Below are 24,567 nucleotides of genomic sequence, written 5' to 3'. Positions count from 1 at the left end.
GCAGGGAAAAACCACACTTTGCGTGAAAAATGCGCAAAGCCCGAGCACCTCGAACGATACGGACGCGACACAGCGATGGCCTACGCGACCACGGTCCAGCGGCACAAGACCCGCGAGGTGGGTATCGACGACCACGTTGTCGGCGGTGACAACCCGATTTGGGTGCAGTCGATGACCACCACCGACACGGCCGATGCCGCCGCCACCTTGGAACAGATCAAGCGTTTGGAGGAGGCCGGCTGCGAAATCATCCGCGTGACCGTGCCCAAGAAAGGGGACGTGGAAGCCTGCCAGGCGATCCGAGACCACATCCAGATTCCGCTGATCGCCGACATCCACTACGACTACCGGATGGCCCTGGCCTGCCTGGAGGCCAAGACACCCTCGGGCCGCCGCGCGGTCGATAAGATTCGGATCAACCCCGGCAATATCGGGGGAATCGAGCGCTTCAAGGAGGTCGTCCGCAAGGCCAAGGACAAAGGCGTCCCAATGCGGATCGGGGTCAACAGCGGGAGCCTCGAAGAAGATCTGATCGAGAAGTACGGCTTTCCCTGTCCCGAGGCGATGGTCGAAAGCGCCCTGAGGCACATCGAGATTGCCGAGTCGCTCGGCTACCACCAGATGATCATCAGCCTCAAGGCCAGCCACGTGCCGACGGCCGTCGAGTGCTACAGCCTGTTCGCCGAGAAGAGCGATTACCCGACCCACCTGGGGATCACCGAGGCCGGTTCCCGGGAGTACGGGACGCTCAAGAGCGCCGCCGGGATCGGCGCGATCCTGCTCCGGGGCATCGGCGACACGATCCGGGTGAGCCTGCTTGGCGACCCGGTACCGGAGGTGAAGGCCGGGTTCGACATCCTTCGGGCAACCAGCCGACGGATCAACGAGCCGGAGGTCGTCGCCTGCCCAACCTGCGGAAGGCTTGACATCGATCTGGAACGGATCGTCGCCGAGGTCGAGGAGCGGATGAAGGGGCTGACCCATCCGCTTCGGATCAGCATCCTCGGCTGCCTGGTCAACGGCTTCGGCGAGGCCAAGGAGGCCGACATCGGTATCGCGGCCGGGAGCGGCAAGGGGATCATCTTCAAGCGAGGCGTGCCGATCCGGCACGTCAAGGAAGCCGAGATGGTCGAGGCCCTTTGGGAAGAAGTCATGCGCTTCGAGGAGGACACGCCTCCGCTGGAGTCGTATCTGAAGAAGCAAGAACAGAAGCAGCAAAAGTCGGCCCTGACCGTCATCGGTTGAGCCGTCATCGGCTGAGGGCGGGTCCGGCCCCCCCCACCAGACCCGCTCCCTCCTGTTTAGCCTCCGGCGCCCTCGTCGAACGTAGCCTCGGGCATCGTCGACAGGCAGGGTGTCGTCCGCCGGATCGTGTTTGCGAAGAATCGATCAACAACACCCTCAATGGTCCTCGCCTCTTGATGGTCGTTCGATTCGATTCTCTCGAGACCGACCGGCGACTCTGGAACGTGCGTCGAATGACTTCTTCCGAACACGATCCATGGCAAAGGGGGCAGAATTGCGATTATTCGACATTAACCTTGTCCGGAATCTGATTGACCCCTATCTTTTCAGGACCATTACCAAGAAGGTCTACAACCCGACGAGCGGGGCCATGAGGAATGAGGTCCGGCCGGTCGTCGTCGATGATGGCGCCCTTCCGGGCAACGACCCGATGATGAAGAGCTCCCAGAGCGACACGGCTTTGCTCCTCCAGGGGATGGGCCAGAACACCGTCAGCGAGTCCTGGTGGTTCGAGTACGGCCGTCGGGTCCACCAGCGATTTCAGAATGTGGGGTCCATGGGGATCCGCTGCGACACCTGCACCGCCCTGGTGTTCTACCTGCTCCGCAGCAACAACTGCCGCGGGGCGATCACGGTCATCGAGCAGGCCCAGGGCAACGCCAACGGGCACTGGTTCCTGCTGGTGGGCTGCCCGAAGGACGCGGCCATCCAGTACCGCGATCGCTTCCCGCGCGGCTGCTTCGCCGTCGACCTGTGGGGCGTGGGCGTCAAGCGACAGCGAAACGAGACGACGAGCACCACGGCCGTCCTCGATCCGGCATCCTGCTGCTACAGCTGCGGGGACAACTCCATCAAGCGGAAAGTCCACCGGGACGGCCTGACGACGGTCCCGAGCGGTCGGGATTTCGTCCGGGACACCACCGTGCCGGGATTTATCGGCAACAAGTGGCGAAGCAGCAAGCTCAAGGCGCTGGACGCCAGGCTCAACGACTATCAGAAGGGCACCGCGACCGTGGACCAGCTCGCCTCGGCGTTCAAGGCCTGGGCCGACAAGAAGCCGACGCTCCTTGACGGAGAGATCGACAGCATTCGCGACAGAGAGGGGCAGATCAGGGCCTTGCGGGAGCAGATCCAATGGCTCGGAGGGACGGTCTGATCCCTGTCGTGATCGGTCTCGGCCTCGGGGGCCGATGCAGGGGCCGGCGGCCCCGGATGATCCTCGCGGAGATCGCTCGATGTCAGGGGGCCGCGACTGGCGTATTGCCGGGTCGATTTCCCAATGACACGCCACCCCCGGGCGAACGCCACTGCGGCGTCCCTGTCGGGCATCACGACCTGGATTCCGGGCTGGGCGTCTGTCCCTCTCCGAACGTTCGACGTGCCGCATCGCAGAGGGCAATGACGGCCGGATGGTGGATGGTGCGCTCGATCGTCACGGCGAAGAAGCGCTCGCGGACCTCGTCGATGCGACCAACGCGCTCGACCTCGTACTGCTCGCAGACCTCCGACTCGACGACCGAAGGAACGAAAAAGAGCCCTTCCCCTGATTGGCCGAAGACCTTGATCAAGGCGCTGTCGGCAATTTCTCCTCGGATCTCGGGTCGGAGGCCCCGCGTCTGAAACCAGGCATCGAGCATGCGTCGCAAGGCGGAGGTCACGGTCGGCAAGAGCAGCGGCGCACGGTGGAGCGAGTCGGGGAATCCCGGTCGATAGCGTTCGGCGAGCTCAGGGCTGCCGAGCAATGTCACCCCGCATTCTCCTAACAGGTGGGTGAAGGCCTTGACGCGAACCTCGGGAACGAGGGGAGAGTCGGTCAGCACCGCATCTAGCTCATGAAGGGCCAGATCGGCAAGTAACTGCGCAGGCTTTCCTTCATGACACACAAGGCTGACCGACTCTGGCCCGGTCATGACCGGGCGGACAAGGCGATAGGCGACGGTTTTCGGCATCGCATCGGCAATTCCGAGGGTGAGCCGCATGGGCCGGCCGGGCGGACGACCGCGGAGGGTCTCCATCAAGTCCGACGCCGTCCGGAACATCTCATCGGCATGGCGAAAAACCAGGCGGCCCGTCTGGGTCAGAACCATCCCCCGTCCCTGGCGCTCGAACAGGCGGTTCCCCAGATTCGTCTCCAGAGTCTTGAGTTGGGTGCTAATCGTCGGCGGGGCGAGCATCAACTCGTCGCAGGCCGCGGCGATGCTCCCCGTACGGGCCACGACCCAGAAGTAATAGAGGTGGTTGTAGTTGATCTGGGGCTGCATGACGTGCTCGCCAATCGTTCGAAAAATCCGAAGAGAGCGATTCCTGCTTTCTTATAGTCGAATTGGATTTTTTTGCCAATAATCCTCCTTGTCGAGAGCGCGGTGCTACGCCGCCCGAATCGCACCGGGGGGGAGCGAACGGGAGGTGTGGCCCGTGCTCTTGGCAATTTCACGAGTGGATCCCTCACGAGCGGAACCGTTTGCATCATCGTTCTGCGAGGTTGACCGGCGGTTCCGCCGATCACACGTCTTGCTCAGGAGGGTTTGCCCATGAAGTGTCCCAGCTGCAACACCCGGTTGATGCCTGCCAATCGCGGTCCGGTGGCTATCGACTTTTGCCCGAAATGCTGGGGAGTCTGGTTGGATCGAGGCGAACTGGACGCGATTATCCGGGAGTCTCGATCGCCCGAGCATGCGCAGGGCGTGGCGTCTCGGCCGATACTCGATCCGGGAAATCACCTGGTTTCATCTCGGCCACATTGAGAACGGTGACGTTGCACAACGTGTTCATGGTGTTGGGTCATTATTCAGGAGGACACACGTCATGAGGTGCCCGAATTGCGACATGCTGCTGATTACCGACCATCGGGTCGACGTCGAGATCGACACCTGCCCGTCGTGCCAAGGGGTCTGGCTCGATCGAGGCGAGTTGAACGCGATTCTCGATCGATGGGCCGATCTTCCTCTGCCGACTGCGGAAGTCGGACAGGTCGAGGCCGTCGCCCCCGCCAGCGGGCCCGATCAGGCTCCGGGCGCTCGACGAGCCGAGCCGTCGTTCTGGATGACAGTGCTCAACGCCGACTGAGCGATCGGCAGGCGGATTCCCGGGCCTCGGCCCTGTTCCCGGACAGTTCTTCCCACGGCAAGCGTGGGGAACTCCGGGGCCAGGGCCGGGGCCCGGGGTTTTGCGTGGTGGGGGAATCGAACTTGCATCGACGTTGCGTGACAACGACCACCCCACGGATCTCGACCAGGGGCGAGACGCGATGACATCGAGGACCCCGCTCCTAATCGTCGATGCCATGAATGTCATCGGCACACGGCCGGACGGGTGGTGGCGCGATCCGAATGCCGCGAAGTGCCGGCTCGTGGGCCGCCTGCAACGACTGGCGGCGGCGCGTCCCGAACGGATTGAGGTCGTCATCGACGGCCGTCCCGTGCGGGAGATGCCGGCAGGGGAGTACGACGGCGTCCTGGTGCGTTACGCGGGGCATTCGGCGCCCAACGCGGCCGATGATCATATTGTCGCGCTGGTCCCCGACCAATCCGAGGACATCACGGTGGTCACCTCCGACCGGGAACTCCGGAGGAGGGTCGAGGCCCTCGGGGCTCGGGTCGAGGGAGCGACCTGGCTCCTGGACCGCATCGATCAGGCCGAGCACCCGGGACATTTGCCCGAGCCTTGAGAATTCGCAACGAGCGGGTGCCTCACCGCCCCGAGGACCCCGGCCGTTTGACCCGATCCGGGCCGAAGTCCCTGACATTTCAGGGATCGCCCACACAAGCCCAGGTTGGCCGCAGGAAGGCCTGCGGACGTGCAGGACAGCAGCCCCCCCATCTGGCGTAGACGCTATTTGACGTAGCGGCCTGGGTCAGCCACTCAGTCGCCAAATGATGCAAAGGGTTGGGTACGGGCCGCCGAAGATCGTCCTGTCGATCCAGTTCGCCGGGGTGTAAATTGCCTTCAGTGCGTAATGGCGGGACAGGTCCTCAGAGGCGGCGGCTTCCTCGAAGGGGACGTACAGGAAGCCTTCGATGCCGTAGATTTCGGCCTCTTGGAGCCCACGCCGGGAGAGGCGATGGTAGCTGACCGGGTAGGAGAGGACCAATGCCGAGACGGCGACGAGGAGGATGAGCCCTCGGAGGCCGAGCTTTGGCCGCCGTGGGATACTCAGGATCAGTCTGCCTTCAACATAGCGGATTCGCATGGACTCAACTTGTACTGGATCGTGGCCGATGACCCGGCCCCTCCAACATACACGACCCAGGCGACCGAGGAATGTGGACCCGTCGAAGCCTATCCCGGAGACCCTGACAAGTAGCGTATCCGTATCCTGACAGGGCGGTTCACCATGCTGGGATCGAAACCACCGTCGAGCGGGTGGTGATCGGCGGGAGATGCCCGGCTCAGGCCATGAACTGATCGGCCAGGCTGGGGTCCTCGACGAGCGAGAGGAGCAGGGAGCGTTCCTTGTCTCGCGTCTCGCCGATGGCGGTGACGTAGACGGCGGGATCGTCCTTGACGGGGCACTCGTGCTCGCAGATGCCGCAGCCGATGCACTTCTCGGGGTCGATGAAGGGGCGCTTGAGTTCGAGGGTGCCACCCCAGCGGTCGGTGACCTCGACGTTGCGGGTGAAGATGGCCTTCGGGCTGGTCGGGCAGACCTCCTCGCAGACGACGCACTCGACGTCCATCGCCCAGGGGAGGCAGCGGCCGCGGTTGTAGAAGGCGGTGCCGGTCTTGATCGGCCCCTGGGCCTCGAACGGGCCGACGCCGAGCTTCTCGGCGATCGAAATCTCGCGGATGGCGCCGGTCGGGCAGACCTGGCTGCAGAGGGTGCAGTTCAGCTCGCACCAGCCCATCTTGGAGATCATGATCGGGGTCCAGAGCCCCTCGATCCCCGCCTCGAACAGGGCAGGCTGCAGGACGTTGGTCGGGCAGACCCGGATACACTGGTCGCACTTGATGCAGCGGCGGAGGAATTCGTCCTCGGCGACCGAGCCGGGGGGCCGGATCACGCGGCGGTCGAAGTTCTTCTTCACGCCGCCGGAGAGCCGGGCCATCGGGAAGAAGAGGACGCCGAAAACCCCGGCAAGCATCAGGGATCGGCGATTAAGCGCCGGGCCGGTGACTTCACTCGCTTTGCGCGGGAGGAAGCGGAACTGGAGGGCGTCGTGCGGGCAGTCCTCGATGCAGTTGAAGCAGACGAAGCATTCGCTCTTGCGGAGGTCGGTGTGAGGGTCGGAGGCGCCTTCGCAGCTCTTGAGGCAGAGGTCGCAGTCGGTACAGCGGACCGGGTCGCGGTCGATTCGCCAGAGCGAGAACCGGCTGAAGACACCGAGCAAGGCCCCGAGCGGGCAGACCGCCCGGCAGAAGAAGCGCGGGATGAACCAGTTGGCGACGAGGAAGCCGAGGAAGATCAGGCCGACGACCCAGGCGAACCAGTATTCGCGGGTCTCGGTGTAGACCCCTTCGGTCGCCTTGTCGACCGAAGGGAGGACGCTGGTGGTCATCGACCGGACGGTGAGGGCGATCGGGTCGAGCAGGCCGATCTGGAGCGTCGAGTTGCCCCGGCGCGAGGCCTCGACCGATCGACCGACGCCATCTCCGACGGCCGAAAGCGTTTCCGGGACGCCCGCACGAACGATGCCGATGCCAAGGCCCAGCACAATCACCCCGAGCAAGGCCCCCGACACCGGCACCCGAGCCAGCCGGGCCGGTCCGAAGAGGCCGAGCGCTCGCAGGACCGCGTAACTCCCAAGCGAAACCAGGCCCAGACCAATCATCCACGACGAGAGGCCGAAGACCTGGCTGAAGGACGACACCGATTCGCCCTCGGCCGCGCGGGCGAGGGCGGCCTCGTCGTACGCCTCGGCGATCTTGCCCGGGGCGTTGTAGAGGGCGGGGACGATCCAGAGGGCGGCCATGGCGATCATCGCCGCCAGGATGTAGTACTTGATGGCGTAGATGCGGCGGTAGCGGTTGACCTCGATCATCTGCTTCGTGTTGCGGCGGTTGCCGATGTAGCCGAACAGGTGGTGCAGGATGCCGAAAGGGCACATCCAGTTGCACCAGACCCGTCCGAGCATCATCGTGATGCCGAGGATCACGAGGCCCCAGAACAGGTTCCGGTAGATCGTGTGGGTCGTCAGGGCAGTGGCGACTGCTACCAGTGGAGAGGCTTCCAGGAACCACGAGACCGGCCAGCCTTTGAGGAAGCGCAGATCTGTGATCAGCAAGAAGAACAGGAAGAGTCCGAGGGCGAGCGCCTCGTAGGCGCGACGGATCTTGACCATCGGTTCCTCCGAACAGGGGCCGTCGAGCCCAGGGGGATGATTCGCGGATAAGTGCGAGTGTTGAAAGAGTCTATCAGCAACGGGGGGAAATGTTGAACACGATTCCCGAGAATCCAACCCAGCCGGTCAATCCAAGAGGATCCCTTTGAGGTCGAGCACGAAACCGGGGAGGATATCTTCCCCTGAGAGTGTGTCGGGGCACTTGAGCACCTCAAGGGGGAGGTCGGGGCGGTAAATCTCAACGGTCCTGGCCTTGATCGTGGGGTCGATCAGCCAGCCGAGCTGGGCGCCGTTGGCGAGGTACTCGCGCATCTTCGCCCGAAGTTCCCGCTTGCGATCGCTCCGCGATCGAATCTCGACCACGAACTCGGGGCAGATGTGGGCAAACCGCTCACGATCGCCCCTCGGCAGCATCTCCCAACGCTCCCGGGAGATCCAGGACGCATCGGGGCCTCGGACCGCCGTGTTGGGGAGCGTGAAACCGGCAGAAGGGCCGAAGACACATCCGGGATCGCCGTTCGATCGGTTCCAGAGCCACAACTGGCCCGTCAATTCCGTGTTCCGAGAGTCGGAATCCGCTCCGGCAGGGGCCACGATAACGAGATCTCCCCACGCCGTCCGTTCGAAATCCAGTTGGGGGTTTTGCTGGCAGAGCCGCCAGAATGCATCTTCCGATAGACCAGGGCGGAACCGGACCTTGAGGGGTCCTCGAAGCAAGGCTCGGGTCAGTGTGACGTTGCCGCTCATGGCGGGCCTCTCCTCACACGACGGTGATTTCTCGGGTCCACTGGGGCCGCCAGTCGGAGGCGAGGCCGCGGTCGATGGCCTTGTCGAGGTAGAGGATCTCGTGCCGCTGCTTCTCCAGGAGCTTGGAGACGCACCAGCTATCGACGGCGACGTGATCGGTGCCGACGACGATGGCGTCGGACTGCTTCACGTCGTTGAGGCTGCCGCCGGTCGGCCCGTTGCGCATGAGGAGCTTGCGGCCGTCGGCGATCACGAGGGTCGGCTTCATCATCTTGGCAAAGTCGGAGATGATGCCGTGAATGTCCTGGTGGAACTGGTTGCGGGGGTTGCCGAGCAGGCCGTACCAGTTCTTCAGGCAGATGGTCGCCTTGCAGAGGTTGTGGTCCTTGACCGGGCTGATTCCGATGACCTTCGTTGCCTCCTTGAAGGGGGCGTAGAACATGCTCCAGGTGTCCTTGATCGTCTCGCCGCCGACGTAGAGGGGCTCGAAGTAGCTGGACTTTGGCAGCATCAAGGTGGCCCCTGCCCGCTGGGCGGCGTCACCGACGCGGGTCTTGAAGAAGCAGCTCTCGGGGTTGTTGATCGGGTTGTCGCAGACGATCACCTTGCGGGCACCGGCGGCGAAGCAGAGCTTGACGACGGCCGAGACGGTGTCGGGCTGGCTGGTCGCGCCGAGGTCCGGGTTCTTGTCGAAGGCGACGTTCGGCTTGATGACGACCACGTCCCCCTTCTGGATGAACTGCTCGACGCCGCCCATCTCCTGGAGAGCCGAGCGGACCATGGTGAGGGCCTGCTCCTCGCGGGCCGCGTACTCGGCATCGGGCGATTCAAAAGCAGAGCGGTCGGGAGGGGTCGCGCGGACGACGACGAGGCTCGGCCGGCTGGGAGCGAGGGCAATCGAGTAGTCCTTCAACCGGACCGGGGGGGGCGGCTCGACCCCCTTCATGCCCCAGGGGTCGGTGATTGCCACGCCCACCCCGGCGGCCGCGCCAACGGCGGCCGCGCCGACGCCGATTTGGGTGAGGAACTGGCGTCGAGGGATGGGCGCCTCGGCGGGATTCACCCCTCCGAGCCGCTCCAGGTTCTTCTGCTGGGTCCGGGTTAGCTTCTCGCCCATGGCGAAGGCCTCGGTTCAGTTCGGGGAAGGAGTCGGCGGGAGGTCGGGAGGACACGCGGAACGTTCGATGTCACCGGGATCGACAACGTGGCGGGTCATTCGCCTTCGTCGAAGTGGGGCACCGTCTCGGGGAGCGAGCCGGCGAAGCGGTCGATGAAGGCCCGGGCGGCATCGAGGTCGGTGGAATCGTTCAGACCACCGACGGCGTTGCCCTTGCGGAAAATGACCTCGATCAGGCCGAAATTCTCGGCAACGAACATGGCATCGGCGACCTCGGTCTCGACTTCCGTAATGGTGGCGTCGAACGACTCGGCATCGGCCCGATAAAGCTCGAAAATCTCCTGGGCACGTTCAGGAGAGGCATAAGGTCGAATGAATGCCTGCCAGGTGAGATCGTTCTCACCGTAACTGGCCATGAAGACATCGGAGAGGAAGGCATAGCCAAACGCATCCTGCGCGAGGTATTGCTCGTTGGTTCGGCCGGGGCCGTCGGGCAGGAGCGCGAACAAGGCGGTGGGGTCGGCCGCCTCGGCGGCGGAGGAAGCCGCATCCGTGTCCGCCATTTCCTCGGCTTCGGCCGAGGCGAGCGCGGTCTCACCCTCGGGCTTTGGCTCGGGGGCCGAGCCGGGAAGCACCTCGTTCGAGATACGCCGAGCGATCGTAAGGGCAAAGTCGCGGAACTCGTCGGACTCGGAAGTGGGCACGACCTGAACGTAATACGACTTCGCGTGGAAGAAAACACTAGCCCCGGAGGCATAGCCGGCGCTGCCGAGCTGGAGCGATTCGGCTTCTTCGGGTTTTTCAGTGCCGTACTTACCGAGGGCCTTTAGGGGGCTGTCCATCTCGAAGATGTAGAGCTGCACCTCGTTGGCGGGGTTGCCTTCAGGGTGATAGAAGGTGTAAGCCATCCCGACCACGTCGTACTGAACAAAGCTCTCGGCGCGGCCGTCGATCTTCTCGTAGAGGTTGCCGGCGTTAAAGGATTCGAGCGATCGGCCACCCGAGTCGCCAATTGCCCAGCCCTCGGGCAGGTTGGTCAGCGGGAGAAGCGCAGCAAGCGACCGCTGCTCGTCGGGCACCTGGGCGAGTTCGGCCTCGCGTTCGGCGGGTGAGAGACCGGGGCCGGGGGGTTCCGCGGCCGCAGGAGCGCCGGAGGTCATCCCACCCCAGTCCACTCCAGGAGGCATCATGAAGGGATAAGGGAAGCTTGGGGCTCCAGAGCGGGCGATCTCGATGGGCGGGGCGGTCTCGTCGAGCAATTGCTGAGGGGCATCGACCCCGACGGCTTTCCGGATGGTCGCCAGTCGCTCCAGGACCTCGGGCATGGCCTCGGCGGTCGGGGGGGCGACGGCGACGGCCGATCTGAGGGTGATCATCGCCTGGTCGAGTGCCTTGATCCCGTCGCTAATCAACCGACGCTCGTTCTGTAGCCGTTCGTATTCCTGCTGGGCCGCGTCCGCCAGTTCCTGAGCGTTGCGGAACTGTCGTCCCTGGTCCGCGACCGACCAGGTGCGGTTGGGGTCGAAGGCGTAGCGATCTTCATCGAAGTACTGGCTCTTAACCAGCAGGACGAGGATGATGCCCGGGACTCCCATCACCAGGGCCATGCCGCAGACGACCGACCACCATTCAGGCTTGCGGTACACACGGCCCCTGCGGGTGTGGAGGTACTCGGTGCGGCCGAGCAGGGCGAAGGCGATCGGCGTGGTGGCCAGGGCGATCACGCAGGCCAGGGCGGCCAGGCCGCGCATCGGATCGGCCAGGAACCAGTCCTGAAGAAGATTCAAGGGGCCGGACGTGGTCGGTTCCATGCGTCTCGATCGCTCCGAGCCAAGAGGGACGAGGGTCGGTGTTGACGATTCGTTGAATTCTTCTTCGGATTCTATCGGACATCGGGGCCAGGCAGCAATCGGCAAGCTGCCGATCCAGACGAACGAAAGGAGGGATCAGGAAAAGAGCGACTCAACGAAAGCGTCCGGGTCGAACGGCTGCAGGTCGTCGATCCCCTCGCCGACGCCGACGAACTTCACGGGCAGGCCGGTCTGCTGGCGGACGGCGACGACGATGCCCCCCTTGGCGGTGCCGTCGAGCTTCGTGAGGATCACGCCGGAGCAGTCGATCGACTGGGAGAACATCTTGGCCTGCTGCAGGGCGTTCTGGCCGTTGGTGGCGTCGAGGACGAGCAGGGCCTCGTGAGGGGCGCCGGAGATCTTGCGGGCGATGATGCCGCGGACCTTCTCCAGCTCGCGCATGAGGTGGGTCTGGGTGTGCAGGCGGCCGGCGGTATCGACGATCAGGAAGTCGGTCTTATGGGCGAGGGCGCGATCGCAGGCATCGTGGGCGACGCTGGCGGGGTCGGCCCCAGGGTTGCCGCGGACCAGCTCGGCCCCGGCGCGATCGGCCCAGATGGCGAGCTGGTCGGCTGCGGCGGCGCGGAAGGTGTCGCAGGCGGCAAGGACGATCGAGTGCCCTTGATCCTTCAGGAATTGCGAAAGCTTGGCAATCGAGGTTGTCTTCCCCGAGCCGTTGACTCCCGCCACGAGGATGACGGTCGGGTTTGAGGCGGCCCGGTTCAGCTCGCCGGCCTTGGGGTCCTGGAGCAGGACCTTCATCTCGGCCTTGAGGAAGGTGAGTAGATCCTCGTCAGCGGTCTTGTCGGCGAAGGCTTCGCGGACGCGATCGATGAGAATCTCGGTGGCCTTCACGCCGACATCGGCCCGGATGAGCTTGGCTTCCAGCTCGTCGAGGAAGTCCTGATCGACCTTGCGGCCAAACCAGGAGCGGACGTCGAACAGCTTGGCGGTGCGGGCCAGGCCCTTCTTGAAGCGGGAGAGGAGGTCTTTGAAGGCCATGATCGTCGGTCGAGGGTCGTGAGGGAAATCCGGTCGCGGCGTGATCACGATCCCCGACCGTACAAAGCGGACGCACGCTATTGTACGCGATTCGCCTCCGATTCGGCTGGTCCGGTTTCGTCGAGCCCCAGTTCGGCCTGGTAGAGGGCAAGGTCGTCGTCACCGAAGACGCAGAAGATGACTTCCCGGGGCGAGTCGTGGACATGCAGCCAGAGGCGGACGGCGTCGACGGCAATCGTGGCGGCCTCGGCCTTCGGATAGCCGAAAACGCCGGTCGAGATGCACGGAAAGGCGATCGACTCGACGCCGTGTTGATGTGCCAGAGTCAACGATTCGACGTAGCAGGAGCGGAGCAGGGCGGCTTCTCCATGGTCGCCCCCCTGATAGACGGGGCCGACCGTGTGGATGACATGAGCGGCGGGGAGCTGATAGCCCTGGGTCATCCGCGCCTGCCCGGTCGGGCAGCCGCCAAGGGTCCGGCATTCGGCCAGGAGTTCCGGACCAGCGGCGCGATGGATCGCCCCATCGACCCCGCCGCCGCCGAGCAAGCTCTCGTTGGCGGCGTTGACAATGGCGTCGACCTTGAGCGAGGTGATGTCACCCTGAACGACTCGGATGCGATCGAGGATCGGGTCGGTCGGCATGGCGAAGCGTCTCCGATCGTCTGGGATGAGCGTGGGGAGCCAATCACGAGCGCCCCGCACGCTGACGAAGCCGGTTGAGGTCGTCCGCCGGGGTCGCAATGGCCCCGACCCAGCGGCCGGCCCGGTCGGGAGCGTGGAAGTCGGAGCCGGCAATGGGAACAAGATCGAAGCGGTCGGCAATCTCCCGCCAGCGACGTGATCGGCGGTTGTCGACGCCGGGACCATCGACCTCCAGGGCGGCAAGCCCAGCCTCTCGATACGATGCAAGCCGCTCCAAAGAGAAATCATAAGGTGGGTGAGGGAGCCCTGCAACGCCGCCGGCGTTGAGGATCAGGGTGATGGCCTCAGCCACCGTCGGCCCCCCTTTGGAAACGTTGGCCGGACCGTCATCGCCGAGATAGCGGGCAAAGACCTGACGATGGGTGGCAACCTGGCCGGTCCTCACGAGGTAATCGGCCAGATGCTTGCGTCCAAGGGCTGCTCGAGGATACGAGCGCCGCAGCGACTCGGGATCGACCACCAGGCCGCATCCGGCAAGGCGAGCAACCATCTGGTCCAAGCGTTCCTGACGATTGCGTCGCAACGACTCCGCAGCCTCGCAAAGGTCGGGATCGTCAGGGTCGACAAAGTGACCGAGGATGTGCACCTCTCGACCGTCGTCGGAGGCGCTCAGCTCGATCCCGGGAATCAGCTCGATGCCCAGCCGATCGGCCTCGGGTCGAGCAACATCAAGGGCCGATAGGGTGTCGTGGTCTGTAATGGACAGGGCCGAGAGCCCGACCGTCGCCGCGGCGCGGACCACGTCTCCCGGAGAACAGGAGCCGTCGGAATGGGTTGTATGCACGTGCAGGTCGGCTCCGCGATCGACCCGAGGAGCCGGCCGGGGGCGCGGCCGTCGGCGGCTCATGATGATTCAGGCTCACGATCGGCCGTTTCGTCTTTGAGAGAAGGCTCCGGAGCTTCCGAGGTTGAGGTTGGGGGGGGAAGCAACTCGGCCGGTGGTGTACCGCCGCGAGCCTCGGTTGCGGCGGGTTGGAGACGGTCGAGAATCCCGTTCACGAACCGGCTCGACTGCGCAGTGCTGTAGCGCTTGGCCAGTTCAAGTGCCTCGTTGATGACCACCTTGACCGGAACCTCGGTACGGTAGAGCATCTCGAAGGCACCGAGCCGGAGCACGTTGCGGTCAATGGCCGCCATGCGTTCGACCGACCAGTTTTCGGCGACCCGTCCGATCAGCTCATCGAGATGATCCTGGCGGGAACGGACGCCTTCAATGAGGGCATCGGCATAGGATCTCAGAGTCGGGTCGTGGAGGCGGCGCTCCACGAACTCCTGAATGACCTCGGGGGCAAGGTCCGCGTTGTGGTCAAGTTGATAGAGGACCTGAAGCGCGATTTCTCGTCCTCGGGTGCGTCGCGTCATGGTCGGCCGGGCTGACGGGTCGGGGGGTGGGTTGGTCGGTCGGTCGGCGGGTGTCGGACCGATCGGGGGGCTCCATCCGCCCCTCTGTTGCTCTCAGTGAGCTAGACCATCTTAGTCAATCGTTTGACCTGTCGTGAAGGGCGCGCGGACGCTTTGGAAGGGGCAGACCAGCCTGGCGAGGGAGCCCGGCTCGGCCCTAGGCATCTGCGCCACTTCCTGGCATGATCAATTCTGAAGCGATGGGAGAACCGGACGAGAGGCCGTCCGGGGATCCCCCGATCGCGCGACCGGCGCGGATCGGATCGCGATGAGGAGCCGCAAAGGAGCCCCGAACCCGCCATGATCCATTCTCGACTCGCCCCGGCCCACCGGCTCGCCGTGACCCTGGCCCTGTTGGCTCCCACGGTGGGATGGTCCCAGGAACCGGCCCCGACGGAAACTGACTCGATTGAGGCCATTAACGCCGACTTCAACCGGAAGTATCGCGCTCTGGAACGGGAGCGACTGGAACAGCTCGCCGCGTTGGCGGGCCGAAGCGATCCGAAAGAGGCCGCCCCCATCTACGAAACCTATTTCCGAGATGCGTTAGGAGCCGGTCTCTACCAGGAGGCCGAGCCGGTCGCCGAACGAATTCTCTCACAACAGCCGCCGACAGCCGTCGTGCGGTATCTCGCCGAGGTCATCAACATCATGGCCGAGGCCGATCGAGGTGACTTCGAAAAATCACTCGAGAGCCTGCTACGGGCCATTGAAGCAGGAAAAGAGGCCGACGAGGCTGAACTTGCCCGAGTGGCCTTGCCCGTCGCCGCTCGGCTGTCCCTCCTCGACGCCTATTACCAGCGACTGGTGCAGGCTGGTGCGTACGAGATTGCCAGAAAGGCCTTCGGGACGGTCAAGGAGAGTGCCCAGGAAGGCAACGAGCCGGCCATTCTCGACTACCTCTCCAATCGAATTCAGCAACTCGACATGATCGGCCGCCCCGCGCCGAGCTTCCAGGGGAAAGACGTGGACGGACGATTGGTCCGGCTGGAAGACTTCGAGGGGAAACCCATTTTGCTCGTCTTCTGGGCCACCTGGTATCGCCCGAACGCCGAACAGGTCGCCTGGATGAAAGAGGCGTACAACGAATACCGTCAGAAGGGCTTGCAGATTGTGGGAGTGAACCTTGACGCCTTGGCCTCGGGTAGCCAGCCGGTCGAGCAGGTCATTCCCGAGGTCCGACGCTACGTGCTGGACTACAACATTAGCTGGCCGAATCTCATCAACTCCCCGGGCGAGGGAGACATTGCCCAGGCCTACGCCGTGAGTGAGATCCCGGCAAATGCTCTGATTGACTCGGAAGGCCGCATCTCGGCGCTCGATGTCAATCAAGCGAATTTCGTGGAGGAAGTCGAGAAGGTGCTCGGCGAGCCGAAGTGAGTTGCGAGGATCAAGTCGCGCATCGTCCTCGATTGGTGCCGGACAGAACCATCTCTCCGGCATCCGAGTCCGGGCGCCGAGGGGGGGGCTCGTTGGCCCTTCGTGAGGCTGACGCCCCTTTCAGGAGTACGCGTTCTGTGAGCCCGTGACGCCCAGACCGCGCCAGGTTCAAGGGAGGCTTTCCCCCGGGGCGGTGAGCCGCTCCGGCCAGCTCCGGTCGATCGAGAAAGGGCGGTGGTAGAACCACCATTCGCGGCCCCGCGAATAACCGCGACGCCGTGCCGCCACCTCATTGCCGAGGGTTTGCCCGAGCGGGAGGAGGTGCGACCTGATGAGGTCGTCGGCCGCCTTTACCCTGCCCTCGAAACGGTCCCTTTGCTCCGGCGGAGCGGCCTCCAACGCCCCAGCCAGGATGTCGCGAACGATCACCTCATTGAGATAATGATCGTAGTATTGCGGCTGACCCTGGGCGACAGAAGCCGCCGTCGACTCCCACTTTCCCGTGAGGTATTCGAGCCCACCGCGGATCGCCTTGTCTGAGCATCCTCGGCCTCGCAAATAGTCTCTGACCGGGTCGGGCATGGCAATTCGCCATCGATGCGATGAGGAAGCGATCGCTCCGGGCGAGGGAATCAGCGGTCCTGCGCGTTGATTCCCTGCTCGGCAGCCTGCGCCAGCGAGTCATAGAGCGAGAGCAGGAACAGGTGGAAGGTATCGGCCACGCGAGCCGTGGAGGTTTCTCGAAGGTATTGAAGCGCGGGCTGTCCGTAAGCGATCAAATCCTCCCGGGCAGTGGCCACAGTGTTGATCTGAGCGCCGTTCATGGCCCGGTATTCCTGCACGACCTCATGAATCGCCTCGTCGGCCTGATCGCGCTTGGTGATCAAATCCCCGGAGACAGGGGCATCAGACGGCCAGACGAGCTGATCCTGCTGATTGACAAAGCTGGTGATTTCGAGAACGGGTCGGGCGACGGCGGCCGCTTGATTGGGGGGAGGAGGGGTCGGCCTCCCGGCCTCACTGGCCCGGCTTCCCGGAATCGGAGTCCCGCGTCCGGCCCGAGCGACTTCCATGCCTCGCGTCGAGGAGACGTCGTAGCGCTGTTGCATGGAAACCTGCTGCCGACGGTAATCAAAACGGTCAGGGGTTGAGAGACTGGTTCGATTGAGCGCCTCCTGATCCATACCGGCCCGTACATTCGCTCGTTGATCGAGCATTCGGACCGATGGCGGGGTGTAAGGATGAGCGAATCCCCAGCCGAAACCGCCGAATGGCCCGAACCCCCACTGGGCCTGAGCGTCTCCGGAGCAGCACAAGAGAAGCACCATCGACGCCAGAACACCTCGGAGGAGTGTTCGGCGAGATCGGGAGTGAAGGCTCAGTTCGGTGGTCGTCATCATGCGATCTCGAGGGCGTCGTCGATGCAAGATCGGTGAAGCCGAAGGCCGGCCCAGGCTCCCCGGCAGCGATGGGGAGGGTCGGTCGACCCGACCCCTGACACGCGCTTCTTGCTCAATCATAGGACGATCAGGGAGGATTCCACAACGTCGAGCAACCCGGCCGCGAGGAAGATCCCGAATTCCAGAGCTTAAGGCACCCTCGTCGAACGAGAATTTGCTGAAGAACACTGTACGTTCGGTTCCGGAACGAGAAGGCATCACTCGCTCCGACGGGTCGAACCTGGGAGAGCGTTGCGTCGGACCCGCCGGGTTCGAACAACGCAAGTGATCGAGTAAAGTCTCGGTCCGACGAGTTGGACCAGCCGGGGACTTGTCCCACACTCAAGCGCCCCTTTACACTCATGGCCATCCACGGACGCCGCCTGGCTCAATCGGGGGCGTCTCGCCCAATTCAACGCCACGTTCTCTCACTCTCTCCGCGGCGCGAGGCCCTGTGATGTCCGAGTTCTTCCCTGACGTTCCCAAGATCGCTTACGGCGGACCTGATTCGAAAAACCCCCTTGAATTTAAGCATTACAACCCGGATGAGCTGGTCGGCGGGAAGTCGATGCGCGACCATCTGCGCTTCTCGGTCGCCTACTGGCACACGTTTACGAACCCCCTGAGCGATCCCTTCGGCGCGGGTACGGCTCAACGCCCCTGGGACGACGGCACACCAACAGTCGAGAACGCTACCCGACGCGCCCGGGCGGCCTTCGAATTCCTGGAGAAGCTTGGGGTCCCCTTCTACTGCTTCCACGACCGCGACGTTGCGCCCGAAGGCAAGACGCTGAAGGAGTCGAACGCCAACCTCGACGCCGTGGCCAAGGTCCTGAAAGAAGAACAGCAGCGGACCGGAGTGCGGTTGCTCTGGGGGACGGCCAACCTCTTCTCCAACCCCCGCTACATGCACGGAGCCTCGACCAGCCCGAACTTCGACGCCTTCGCCTTCGCCGGCGCCCAGGTGAAGAAGATGCTGGAAACGACCCTGGAGCTGGGGGGCCTCGGCTACACCTTCTGGGGAGGCCGGGAAGGCTACTCGACCCTCCTGAACACCGACCTGAAGCGGGAACTCGACCACCTGGGCCGGTTCCTCAACATGGCTGTCGATTACAAGAAGTCGATCGGCTTCGACGGTCAGTTCTACATCGAGCCGAAGCCGATGGAGCCGACCAAGCACCAGTACGACAGCGATACCGAAAGCTGCCTGAACTTCCTCCGCACCTACGACCTGCTTGGCCACTTCAAGCTGAACCTCGAAACGAACCACGCCACCCTCGCCGGCCACGAGATGCAGCACGAGCTGCGCATGGCCGCCGCCTCCGGCGTGCTCGGCTCGATGGACGCCAACACGGGCGACCCGATGCTCGGCTGGGATACCGACCAGTTCCCGACGAGCATCTACCTGACGGCCACCAGCATGCTCGAAGTCCTGGACATGGGCGGCTGGACCACCGGCGGCATCAACTTCGACGCCAAAGTGCGCCGCGAGAGCTTCGAGCCGGTCGACCTGTTCTACGCCCACATCGGCGGGATGGACGCCTTCGCCCGCGGCCTGAAGATCGCCCACAGGATTCGCGAAGACGGGCGCCTCGCCGAGTTCGTTCGCAATCGCTACGCGAGCTGGGACGGCGAACTCGGCCGCAAGGTCGAATCGGGGCGGGCCACCTTCGCCGACCTCGAAGCCTACATCCTGCCCAAGGGAGACGTCACACCGAACGTTAGCGGACGGCAGGAGATGCTCGAAAACCTGATCAACGAGTTCATCTGAGCATGAGCGACCCCGCAAGCCGATTCGTCCCCAGCTCGATGGGTTCGAATCGGCGAGTGGGTTAGTCGCAAGATCGCATCCGCCTATCGCACGACGCGATCGATTATTGGCTGCTCGGCAAGAATCACTTCGGAGGCGTCCCAGGTCACTGCCAGGTCCTGCGACGCTCCGAATCCAAGGGCGGAAACCCAAAGTCCATAGGGCGCCTGCTCCTTCTCAAAGTGAGGCTTGTGAGAGGTGTCGGGCTCGACCCCATCACAAACCAAGGTGAGCCGGTGCAAGCCCTCTGCCAGATCGAGCGGAGGACTGACGATCGTACGCTGATCGCCCGCTTCGATGCGCCATCGAGCCAGCACCGAGTTGCCATCGCGAAGTTCCAGAATGCGAGCCGCCCGGCGGGTCGTTCCCCGAAGTGCCAGCACGATCGGTTCGCCGGCGTTCGGGTTGTATAGGGTCACTTCGCTGACGGGGTCGATGAGCCGCCCCACTCCAAACCGGGACGGGATGTATCCTCGCCAACCCCGGCCACAAAGCAAGGTGGGGCGAGACGGGACGGGAAGCAGCTCCGTCTCGTAGACCGCCGTCACCTCGTCTTCAAAAACCTTCGCCGGTGCGAGCCGATGCTTGATCTGATCGAACTGTACCGGAAGTTCCGGATAATCTCCAGGACGATGATGGAGAACCAGATAGTCAAACCCAAAAGATTTCAAATATAGCCATACATAATCGTTAAATTTCTGTGATCCCGTTAACCCGATCGGCTCGAAGACGATCGTGTCAGACGCCTTCAAATACTCCGGATCCGCTAATCGATGGGCGTGAAAGGGGGACGAATGCGTGATCAAGGGTTCGTGAACCGGGTTTAGGTCAGCCGTATAGCCCGCCGAGGTCCGAAGCCCGTGGAATGATTGCCAGTAGGTGCAAAGCGCCGGCATTCGCCACGCGAAATTGGAGTGCGGCGCTTCGAACAACGCGGCATTCGGTGAGCGTTCCTTGATCCACTGATACGCCCTCGGCATTTCCGGGACGGTGCGGGTGGGGAATGGCACATGAGCTAGATCAACCAAAGCAACCGACATCACCAGAAGTGCCAGACCAGCGCGGCCGATGGCATTCGGAATGCGAGTCAGCAGGTGCCTGAACCCGGCCGCAGCAATCAGAACTGCAAGAAGGGCCGCGAAATAGGCAAATCGAGCAGGCACTCGTACAGGTTTGAGAATTTTGATGTACTCGCGGAGCCATTGAGCGGGCAACGGGAGTTCCGTGTTGCCGATGGTGATGGACGCTCCCAGCGACAAGATGACCAACATTGCCAGTCCAAGCCACCAGAAGGAGGCCCGAGGAAATCGCACTCTTGCCACCGCAGTGTAGGCGAGCAACCCAAGAGTCACGATTCCCAGATAGGCCGGAAAGAATGCCTCTCCGAGCAAGACTGACCCTGGCTTTTGCAACCAACCCGCCAGCAGTTTCGGGGCGATCGGAATGAGATATCCCCCCAGGCTCGCCTTGTAGAACTGAAACTCGCCCGAGGATCGGTCCATCGGGAAGCCATGTGTCATGGCCCAGACCTGGCTGGAGAACAGGACGAGGAGCGCAGGGAAGGTCAATCCGACGAACGCGATGAACCATCCCAGGCGGGGGAGGATAAACGGTTTCCGAACGCGCCATCCGTGGCTCCAGGCACTCCAGAGTACGTAGAGTGTCGCCGGAAAGACACCAAAGAGTCCGTAGTAGGGTGCGCTCATCGCGAGAAGAAGATACAGAGCGGCCGCGAGGACCAATCGGCCGCGCGAGGGTTGATCGACGAAACGAAGCCATCCGACCATGAACAGGGGGAACCATCCCAGGGTAATCTGTTCAATTTCTCCCACGGCAAAATAGGAGATTGGCCCCGCAAGCATCGCCAGCAATCCGGCCAGTGTCGCCGCCCAGCAGTGACGCAGAACGTACCAGGCCAGGATATAGGTGCCAAAGCCAGTCAACACGAACCCCAGAAACCAGATGATGTTGAAGCAAAGCACGTCGTTGGAGAGGAGTGACGAAAGACCGAGATAGAGCAGACTCTGATATTGCAACGGAGGCAGGTATCCGACCGGAGCCCCGACGGGATGCTGGAGGCCGGGAGCCAGAAAGGGAAGGTTTCCTTCCATCAGGCACTGCTTGTACCAGCGCATCGTCCAGAGATGAACGAGCGGATCAGCCGGATGACCTGGCAACGCGGTCCGAATTGTGGTTATGGCGGGAAAGGTTGCTCCGATCGCCACCCCGGTATAGAGCAGCGCGATCAGCGTCAGACGTCTCCAGGACGGGAACTCGGGCCGATCGGGAGTCACTGCGTCTGCGAGCGATTTCATGCTGCAAGATCCTCCTTGGCTCCGAGAAGGCCCGAGAGCCATCCGAACGTCGCGCTCTGACATCGTGAATGGCGTTGGGAACCTGAGTCATTCGGGCCACGATCTCCCGAGTGATCCGGCCGGGGCAAGCCGTTCGGAAGTTCGCTGACAAACGCAGGTGCGGGATTGAAACAGGAAGGGCCGGATGGGTCAACGGAAGTCAACCCACCCGGCCATTTCAAGGGATCGAGGCTCTCTCCGTGTTGATCAGGGAGCCTGACGGGCATTCAGCCGTTCAATGAACCGGAAGGTGTGGCTGGGCTGGCCGCCGGAGAGTCCTTGAACGCCAGGGGTTCGTCCGGGGCCGGGCTGCGGCCGGAACGGGGCACCAGGTGCCGCGGGAGGAATGACCGGGCCGGATTCGAGTCGAACCCGCTCGGCAAAGAAGGCTTGATCGAATGCCTCGGGGCTGACCAGCGGATTGAGGCTATTGTCAATCAAGCCCTCAACCTTGGCATTGATATAACCGGTCGGGAGGACCAGGTCTTGAGGACTACCAAAGACCCCTTCGAACGGCTGGACCGAGGCGGCGAAGAGCGAGTCAAAGACGTCTCCAGCCACCCGGACCGTCATCTGTCCACCGGACTGGGCCGTTGGAGCCGCTCCGACACCAGAACCGGGCGTGTAGCCGGCGAGAACGTTGGTGTTGATCACGTCGCCACCGAGTGTCAACGAGCCGGCGTTTCGACCCACGAGGACGGATGACCCGACGGCTCCCCGATTGGCCTTCAGTTGCTCAATCTCGCCCGCCTGGATGGAAACGGTATCCATACCCAGGCCGAAGAGTGCCGTTCGAATCCCTTCGACGGCCGCGACTGTCACCTTGTTCGTTTCGCCACCGATGAAGAAATTTGTCAGTCGCGCATTGTTCCCGCCTACCTGAACCGTCATGTTTGTGGCGTTGCCACCGATTCGGAACCGCCCGATGGCCCCGGTCCCCACCTGGCTAATGACCTGGGGAGGTCCGGAGATAATGGTCGTCCCACCAGAATTATTGCCGTCGAAGGTTCCCGAGTCACCCAGATCCAAGGTGGGATCGCCGTCAATTGTATTGGCCTGAAACACGTTGAGCCGGCCGCTGACGTTGAAGGTCACTGTGTCTTGAGGAGTGAGGGGATCAACGAGAGTCGCCGGGTTTGTCGTATCGACTCGATCAAGAATAATGCTCGTACCAACCCGGGTTGGAAGGCCGAGATTGATCGTGAACCGATTGGGCTGGGCGTTTGTCGCGGGAGGTTCGGGAGGTTCCTCTCCGAAGGACGCGCGGGTCACAACCCCTCCGAAGTGCAAGGTCACAACACCGTCAGGAATGTCGATCCGACCTTGAACCTGCTCGGTATCGCCGGGACTGGTATCTCCGAGCCAGAAGTTGGGCATGTCGATGGCCAACATGCCGACTCCAGTCCCAGGCCCCGGAATGACGCTCGCGGGCGAAATGAGATTCTCGAAGAAGACTCGACCATCACCACCCGCAGCTTGCTCGACGACGCCAATTAGGCGGGTCGTTGAGGGATTCGCGCCCTGAACCGTGATCGTATCAATCAGTCCTGGCTGACCGATTGGAACCGGAGTCACCCCGTCAGACCCTGGTTGATTCGTCACCCGAAGCGAACCCGGTCCGACCAGCCGCAACGTCCAGATGTCGCCATCAAAATCGACCCCCCGGAAGACCGTCGAGAGCAACTGACGGCCCTCAAGCAGATCCGGCCTCGGACGGAAACTCAGCGACCGACGGCGCTTTGACGTCGACATGGAGACACTCTCCCTGAAGGGGAAAACCTCGCCCGATGCGGGACGACCCGCCCAGCCTGCCGCGCCAGGTCACAGTCGGCCTCACCACGAGAACGGGCGAAGCCCAAGCCCCCTCATCGCTCGATCCAACCACCGCGACCCTTGATTCGCTCCCCTGCTGGACAACGAATCAAGCCAGGAAACGTTCCCTCACGGTGGTCACCGACTCACTCCTATTCAGTCGGTTCCTGTCTCGCACCCCTTGAGGAAAACCCACACGACCGGCACGATCAACAGAATCGCCAATCTCTCGGCGAGACCTATGGGCTGGACCACCAGCCCAGATGATTGCTAACATGCATGAAATATGTGTGTTCCTACTGGGCCATGGAGGGCTTGATGGCATTGCCGACGACCATTGATGCATTGATTGCCAAGCCCGGTGCCTTGCCCGTAGGAGGAGACGATGAGTTCGAACGCTCCGCCCCGACGTCGGCCGGCAGTTCAGATCACCGACAGCCGGGCTGCCCGGTTGCACCGCCTGGCTCGATTGCTCGACGAGGCTCCACGATCGCGAGCGGAGTTACTCGACATGCTTCAAATCGGCTTGCGGACGTTTTACCGAGAGTTGGAGTTGTTACGACGCTGTGGCGTCAAGATCCGCCTGATCGGCAAGAAGTATCAGCTGCGTGGGACGTTGTCGCAGGCGGAAACCCAGTTACCGTTTCCTGATCCTCGGCTGAGCTTTGCCGAAATGGTGGAACTGTCCTCGTACCAGGGAGCAGCGTCGCGGCGTCTGGGAGCGATGTTGAAACGGGTGCTCGATCAATCGGCCGGGAAGACACCGAAACGAGGCCAGAATCGTCAGGAGGGCGCAGAGGAAAGCCCCCCGAAACGTCGGGGGGCTCGGAAGTGACCGGGGTGGGACTCGAACCCACGACCAGCGGATTAACTTACCCCATCGGCTTTCACCGACCTCAGGTCAGCCCGAGTTGAGGGGGGCTGACCCGTGTTGGAGTCTGGACTCTCCCTTCACCATCGCAGGTGTGCCGCGTCGAGTCTCTGAGGCTGGACCCGGCGATCCGCCGGAGTCCTTGCCTGCTGATTACCCAATCCCTCGATCTTTTCGAACCGTCACGTTTGCCGTTGCCGGCTACCGTTGTGGTGGCGGGGGCTCTCAGGGCGTCCCAGCATACTGCGGCATGCACTCTCGCAGTTCGGTTTCTTCCCGCGAGAGGCTCCAGGTGCGCGCCAAAAAGGCGGCGTCGAAGTCCGCTGCTCTACCGACTGAGCTACCCGGTCGGTGGTGAGCCGACAGAAATGTGACACCAGAACGCTCCGATCTCAACACTCCTGTCACTCACTACCATACGCAACCAACGTCGCCACGTCCAGGGACACGCCGCGTTCCTCAGATGTTCGTTCCGAAATGAGGCGGATCAGCACCTTCGAACCACGGTTGGCAGACCAGCGTTGAACCCGAGCATGGTGAAACTTGGTTTAACTTTT

Annotated in this window: 22 protein-coding genes; 8 read left to right on the top strand and 14 right to left on the bottom strand. The window is 63.1% G+C overall.

Going from position 1 to position 24,567, the window contains the following annotated elements; translation table 11 throughout:
• Positions 1 to 75 precede the first annotated feature (75 nt).
• Both ispG and HG800_RS19925 read left to right on the top strand, forming a co-directional pair.
• On the top strand, positions 76 to 1,245 hold the full coding sequence (gene ispG / locus HG800_RS19930) for a flavodoxin-dependent (E)-4-hydroxy-3-methylbut-2-enyl-diphosphate synthase (RefSeq protein WP_169978769.1): 1,170 nt from the start codon (positions 76 to 78) through the stop codon (positions 1,243 to 1,245).
• A gap of 256 nt (positions 1,246 to 1,501) precedes the next feature.
• The gene (locus tag HG800_RS19925) at positions 1,502 to 2,401 is read left to right on the top strand and encodes a hypothetical protein (protein ID WP_169978767.1); all 900 of its coding nucleotides are present in this window, start codon (positions 1,502 to 1,504) and stop codon (positions 2,399 to 2,401) included.
• 172 nt (positions 2,402 to 2,573) lie between these two features.
• Here the strand turns inward: HG800_RS19925 and nhaR are convergent, their stop codons facing one another.
• A complete protein-coding gene (gene nhaR / locus HG800_RS19920) occupies positions 2,574 to 3,506 on the bottom strand; it encodes a transcriptional activator NhaR (protein WP_169978765.1) in 933 nt (310 codons plus the stop codon).
• A 270-nt stretch (positions 3,507 to 3,776) separates the two neighbouring features.
• Here nhaR and HG800_RS28475 point away from each other — a divergent pair, with 270 nt between their 5' ends.
• The 3 genes from HG800_RS28475 (at position 3,777) to HG800_RS19905 (ending at position 4,912) form a co-directional block, all read left to right on the top strand.
• Positions 3,777 to 3,989 (top strand): TFIIB-type zinc ribbon-containing protein, encoded by a 213-nt coding sequence (locus HG800_RS28475; protein WP_169978763.1) that lies wholly within the window; start codon positions 3,777 to 3,779, stop codon positions 3,987 to 3,989.
• 61 nt (positions 3,990 to 4,050) lie between these two features.
• Positions 4,051 to 4,311, top strand: coding sequence for a TFIIB-type zinc ribbon-containing protein (locus tag HG800_RS19910; protein WP_169978760.1), 261 nt, complete (start codon positions 4,051 to 4,053; stop codon positions 4,309 to 4,311).
• 181 nt (positions 4,312 to 4,492) lie between these two features.
• Positions 4,493 to 4,912, top strand: a complete 420-nt coding sequence (locus tag HG800_RS19905; protein WP_182830383.1) for an NYN domain-containing protein — start codon at positions 4,493 to 4,495, stop codon at positions 4,910 to 4,912.
• A gap of 186 nt (positions 4,913 to 5,098) precedes the next feature.
• Here the strand turns inward: HG800_RS19905 and HG800_RS19900 are convergent, their stop codons facing one another.
• The 9 genes from HG800_RS19900 to nusB all read right to left on the bottom strand — a co-directional run bounded on the left by HG800_RS19900 (position 5,099) and on the right by nusB (position 14,305).
• Positions 5,099 to 5,434, bottom strand: a complete 336-nt coding sequence (locus HG800_RS19900; RefSeq protein WP_169978758.1) for a hypothetical protein — start codon at positions 5,432 to 5,434, stop codon at positions 5,099 to 5,101.
• A gap of 199 nt (positions 5,435 to 5,633) precedes the next feature.
• The gene (locus HG800_RS27560) at positions 5,634 to 7,523 is read right to left on the bottom strand and encodes a 4Fe-4S dicluster domain-containing protein (protein ID WP_235963819.1); all 1,890 of its coding nucleotides are present in this window, start codon (positions 7,521 to 7,523) and stop codon (positions 5,634 to 5,636) included.
• A 126-nt stretch (positions 7,524 to 7,649) separates the two neighbouring features.
• Positions 7,650 to 8,270: a Uma2 family endonuclease gene (locus HG800_RS19885; protein ID WP_169978756.1), complete on the bottom strand. Its 621-nt coding sequence runs from the start codon at positions 8,268 to 8,270 to the stop codon at positions 7,650 to 7,652.
• A 13-nt stretch (positions 8,271 to 8,283) separates the two neighbouring features.
• Complete coding sequence (locus HG800_RS19880) at positions 8,284 to 9,387, bottom strand: DUF362 domain-containing protein (RefSeq protein WP_169978754.1); 1,104 nt, start codon at positions 9,385 to 9,387, stop codon at positions 8,284 to 8,286.
• Positions 9,388 to 9,482: 95 nt separating this feature from the next.
• Positions 9,483 to 11,198, bottom strand: a complete 1,716-nt coding sequence (locus HG800_RS19875) for a DUF6599 family protein (protein ID WP_169978751.1) — start codon at positions 11,196 to 11,198, stop codon at positions 9,483 to 9,485.
• A gap of 135 nt (positions 11,199 to 11,333) precedes the next feature.
• Positions 11,334 to 12,239: a signal recognition particle-docking protein FtsY gene (gene ftsY, locus HG800_RS19870; RefSeq protein WP_169978742.1), complete on the bottom strand. Its 906-nt coding sequence runs from the start codon at positions 12,237 to 12,239 to the stop codon at positions 11,334 to 11,336.
• Between the two features lie 77 nt (positions 12,240 to 12,316).
• Entirely contained in the window at positions 12,317 to 12,883 is a 567-nt protein-coding gene (locus HG800_RS19865; RefSeq protein WP_169978740.1) for an O-acetyl-ADP-ribose deacetylase, read from the bottom strand.
• A gap of 43 nt (positions 12,884 to 12,926) precedes the next feature.
• A complete protein-coding gene (locus HG800_RS19860; protein ID WP_169978738.1) occupies positions 12,927 to 13,790 on the bottom strand; it encodes a PHP domain-containing protein in 864 nt (287 codons plus the stop codon).
• Positions 13,787 to 14,305, bottom strand: a complete 519-nt coding sequence (gene nusB / locus HG800_RS19855; RefSeq protein WP_169978736.1) for a transcription antitermination factor NusB — start codon at positions 14,303 to 14,305, stop codon at positions 13,787 to 13,789. The genes HG800_RS19860 and nusB overlap by 4 nt, the downstream gene beginning before the upstream one ends.
• A 339-nt stretch (positions 14,306 to 14,644) precedes the next feature.
• Between nusB and HG800_RS19850 the strand changes: the two genes are divergently transcribed.
• Positions 14,645 to 15,724: a peroxiredoxin family protein gene (locus HG800_RS19850; RefSeq protein WP_169978734.1), complete on the top strand. Its 1,080-nt coding sequence runs from the start codon at positions 14,645 to 14,647 to the stop codon at positions 15,722 to 15,724.
• A 168-nt stretch (positions 15,725 to 15,892) separates the two neighbouring features.
• On the opposite strand, the gene HG800_RS19845 is transcribed toward HG800_RS19850, so the two are convergent.
• Both HG800_RS19845 and HG800_RS19840 read right to left on the bottom strand, forming a co-directional pair.
• On the bottom strand, positions 15,893 to 16,306 hold the full coding sequence (locus HG800_RS19845) for a hypothetical protein (protein ID WP_169978732.1): 414 nt from the start codon (positions 16,304 to 16,306) through the stop codon (positions 15,893 to 15,895).
• 50 nt (positions 16,307 to 16,356) lie between these two features.
• Positions 16,357 to 17,124: a hypothetical protein gene (locus HG800_RS19840; protein WP_169978730.1), complete on the bottom strand. Its 768-nt coding sequence runs from the start codon at positions 17,122 to 17,124 to the stop codon at positions 16,357 to 16,359.
• A 496-nt stretch (positions 17,125 to 17,620) separates the two neighbouring features.
• Between HG800_RS19840 and xylA the strand changes: the two genes are divergently transcribed.
• Positions 17,621 to 18,934 (top strand): xylose isomerase, encoded by a 1,314-nt coding sequence (gene xylA, locus HG800_RS19835; RefSeq protein ID WP_169978728.1) that lies wholly within the window; start codon positions 17,621 to 17,623, stop codon positions 18,932 to 18,934.
• Positions 18,935 to 19,017: 83 nt separating this feature from the next.
• Here the strand turns inward: xylA and HG800_RS19830 are convergent, their stop codons facing one another.
• Positions 19,018 to 21,288 (bottom strand): hypothetical protein, encoded by a 2,271-nt coding sequence (locus HG800_RS19830; RefSeq protein ID WP_169978726.1) that lies wholly within the window; start codon positions 21,286 to 21,288, stop codon positions 19,018 to 19,020.
• A 246-nt stretch (positions 21,289 to 21,534) separates the two neighbouring features.
• On the bottom strand, positions 21,535 to 23,079 hold the full coding sequence (locus HG800_RS19825) for a hypothetical protein (protein ID WP_169978724.1): 1,545 nt from the start codon (positions 23,077 to 23,079) through the stop codon (positions 21,535 to 21,537).
• A gap of 445 nt (positions 23,080 to 23,524) precedes the next feature.
• On the opposite strand from HG800_RS19825, the gene HG800_RS19820 reads away from it, so the two are divergent.
• The gene (locus tag HG800_RS19820; RefSeq protein WP_169978722.1) at positions 23,525 to 23,974 is read left to right on the top strand and encodes a hypothetical protein; all 450 of its coding nucleotides are present in this window, start codon (positions 23,525 to 23,527) and stop codon (positions 23,972 to 23,974) included.
• Positions 23,975 to 24,567 lie beyond the last annotated feature (593 nt).

The sequence above is a fragment of the Tautonia rosea genome, from assembly GCF_012958305.1.
Classification (GTDB): domain Bacteria; phylum Planctomycetota; class Planctomycetia; order Isosphaerales; family Isosphaeraceae; genus Tautonia; species Tautonia rosea.
Note: the sequence above shows the minus strand (reverse complement) of the source record. Positions and strands in the feature narration are given on the sequence as shown.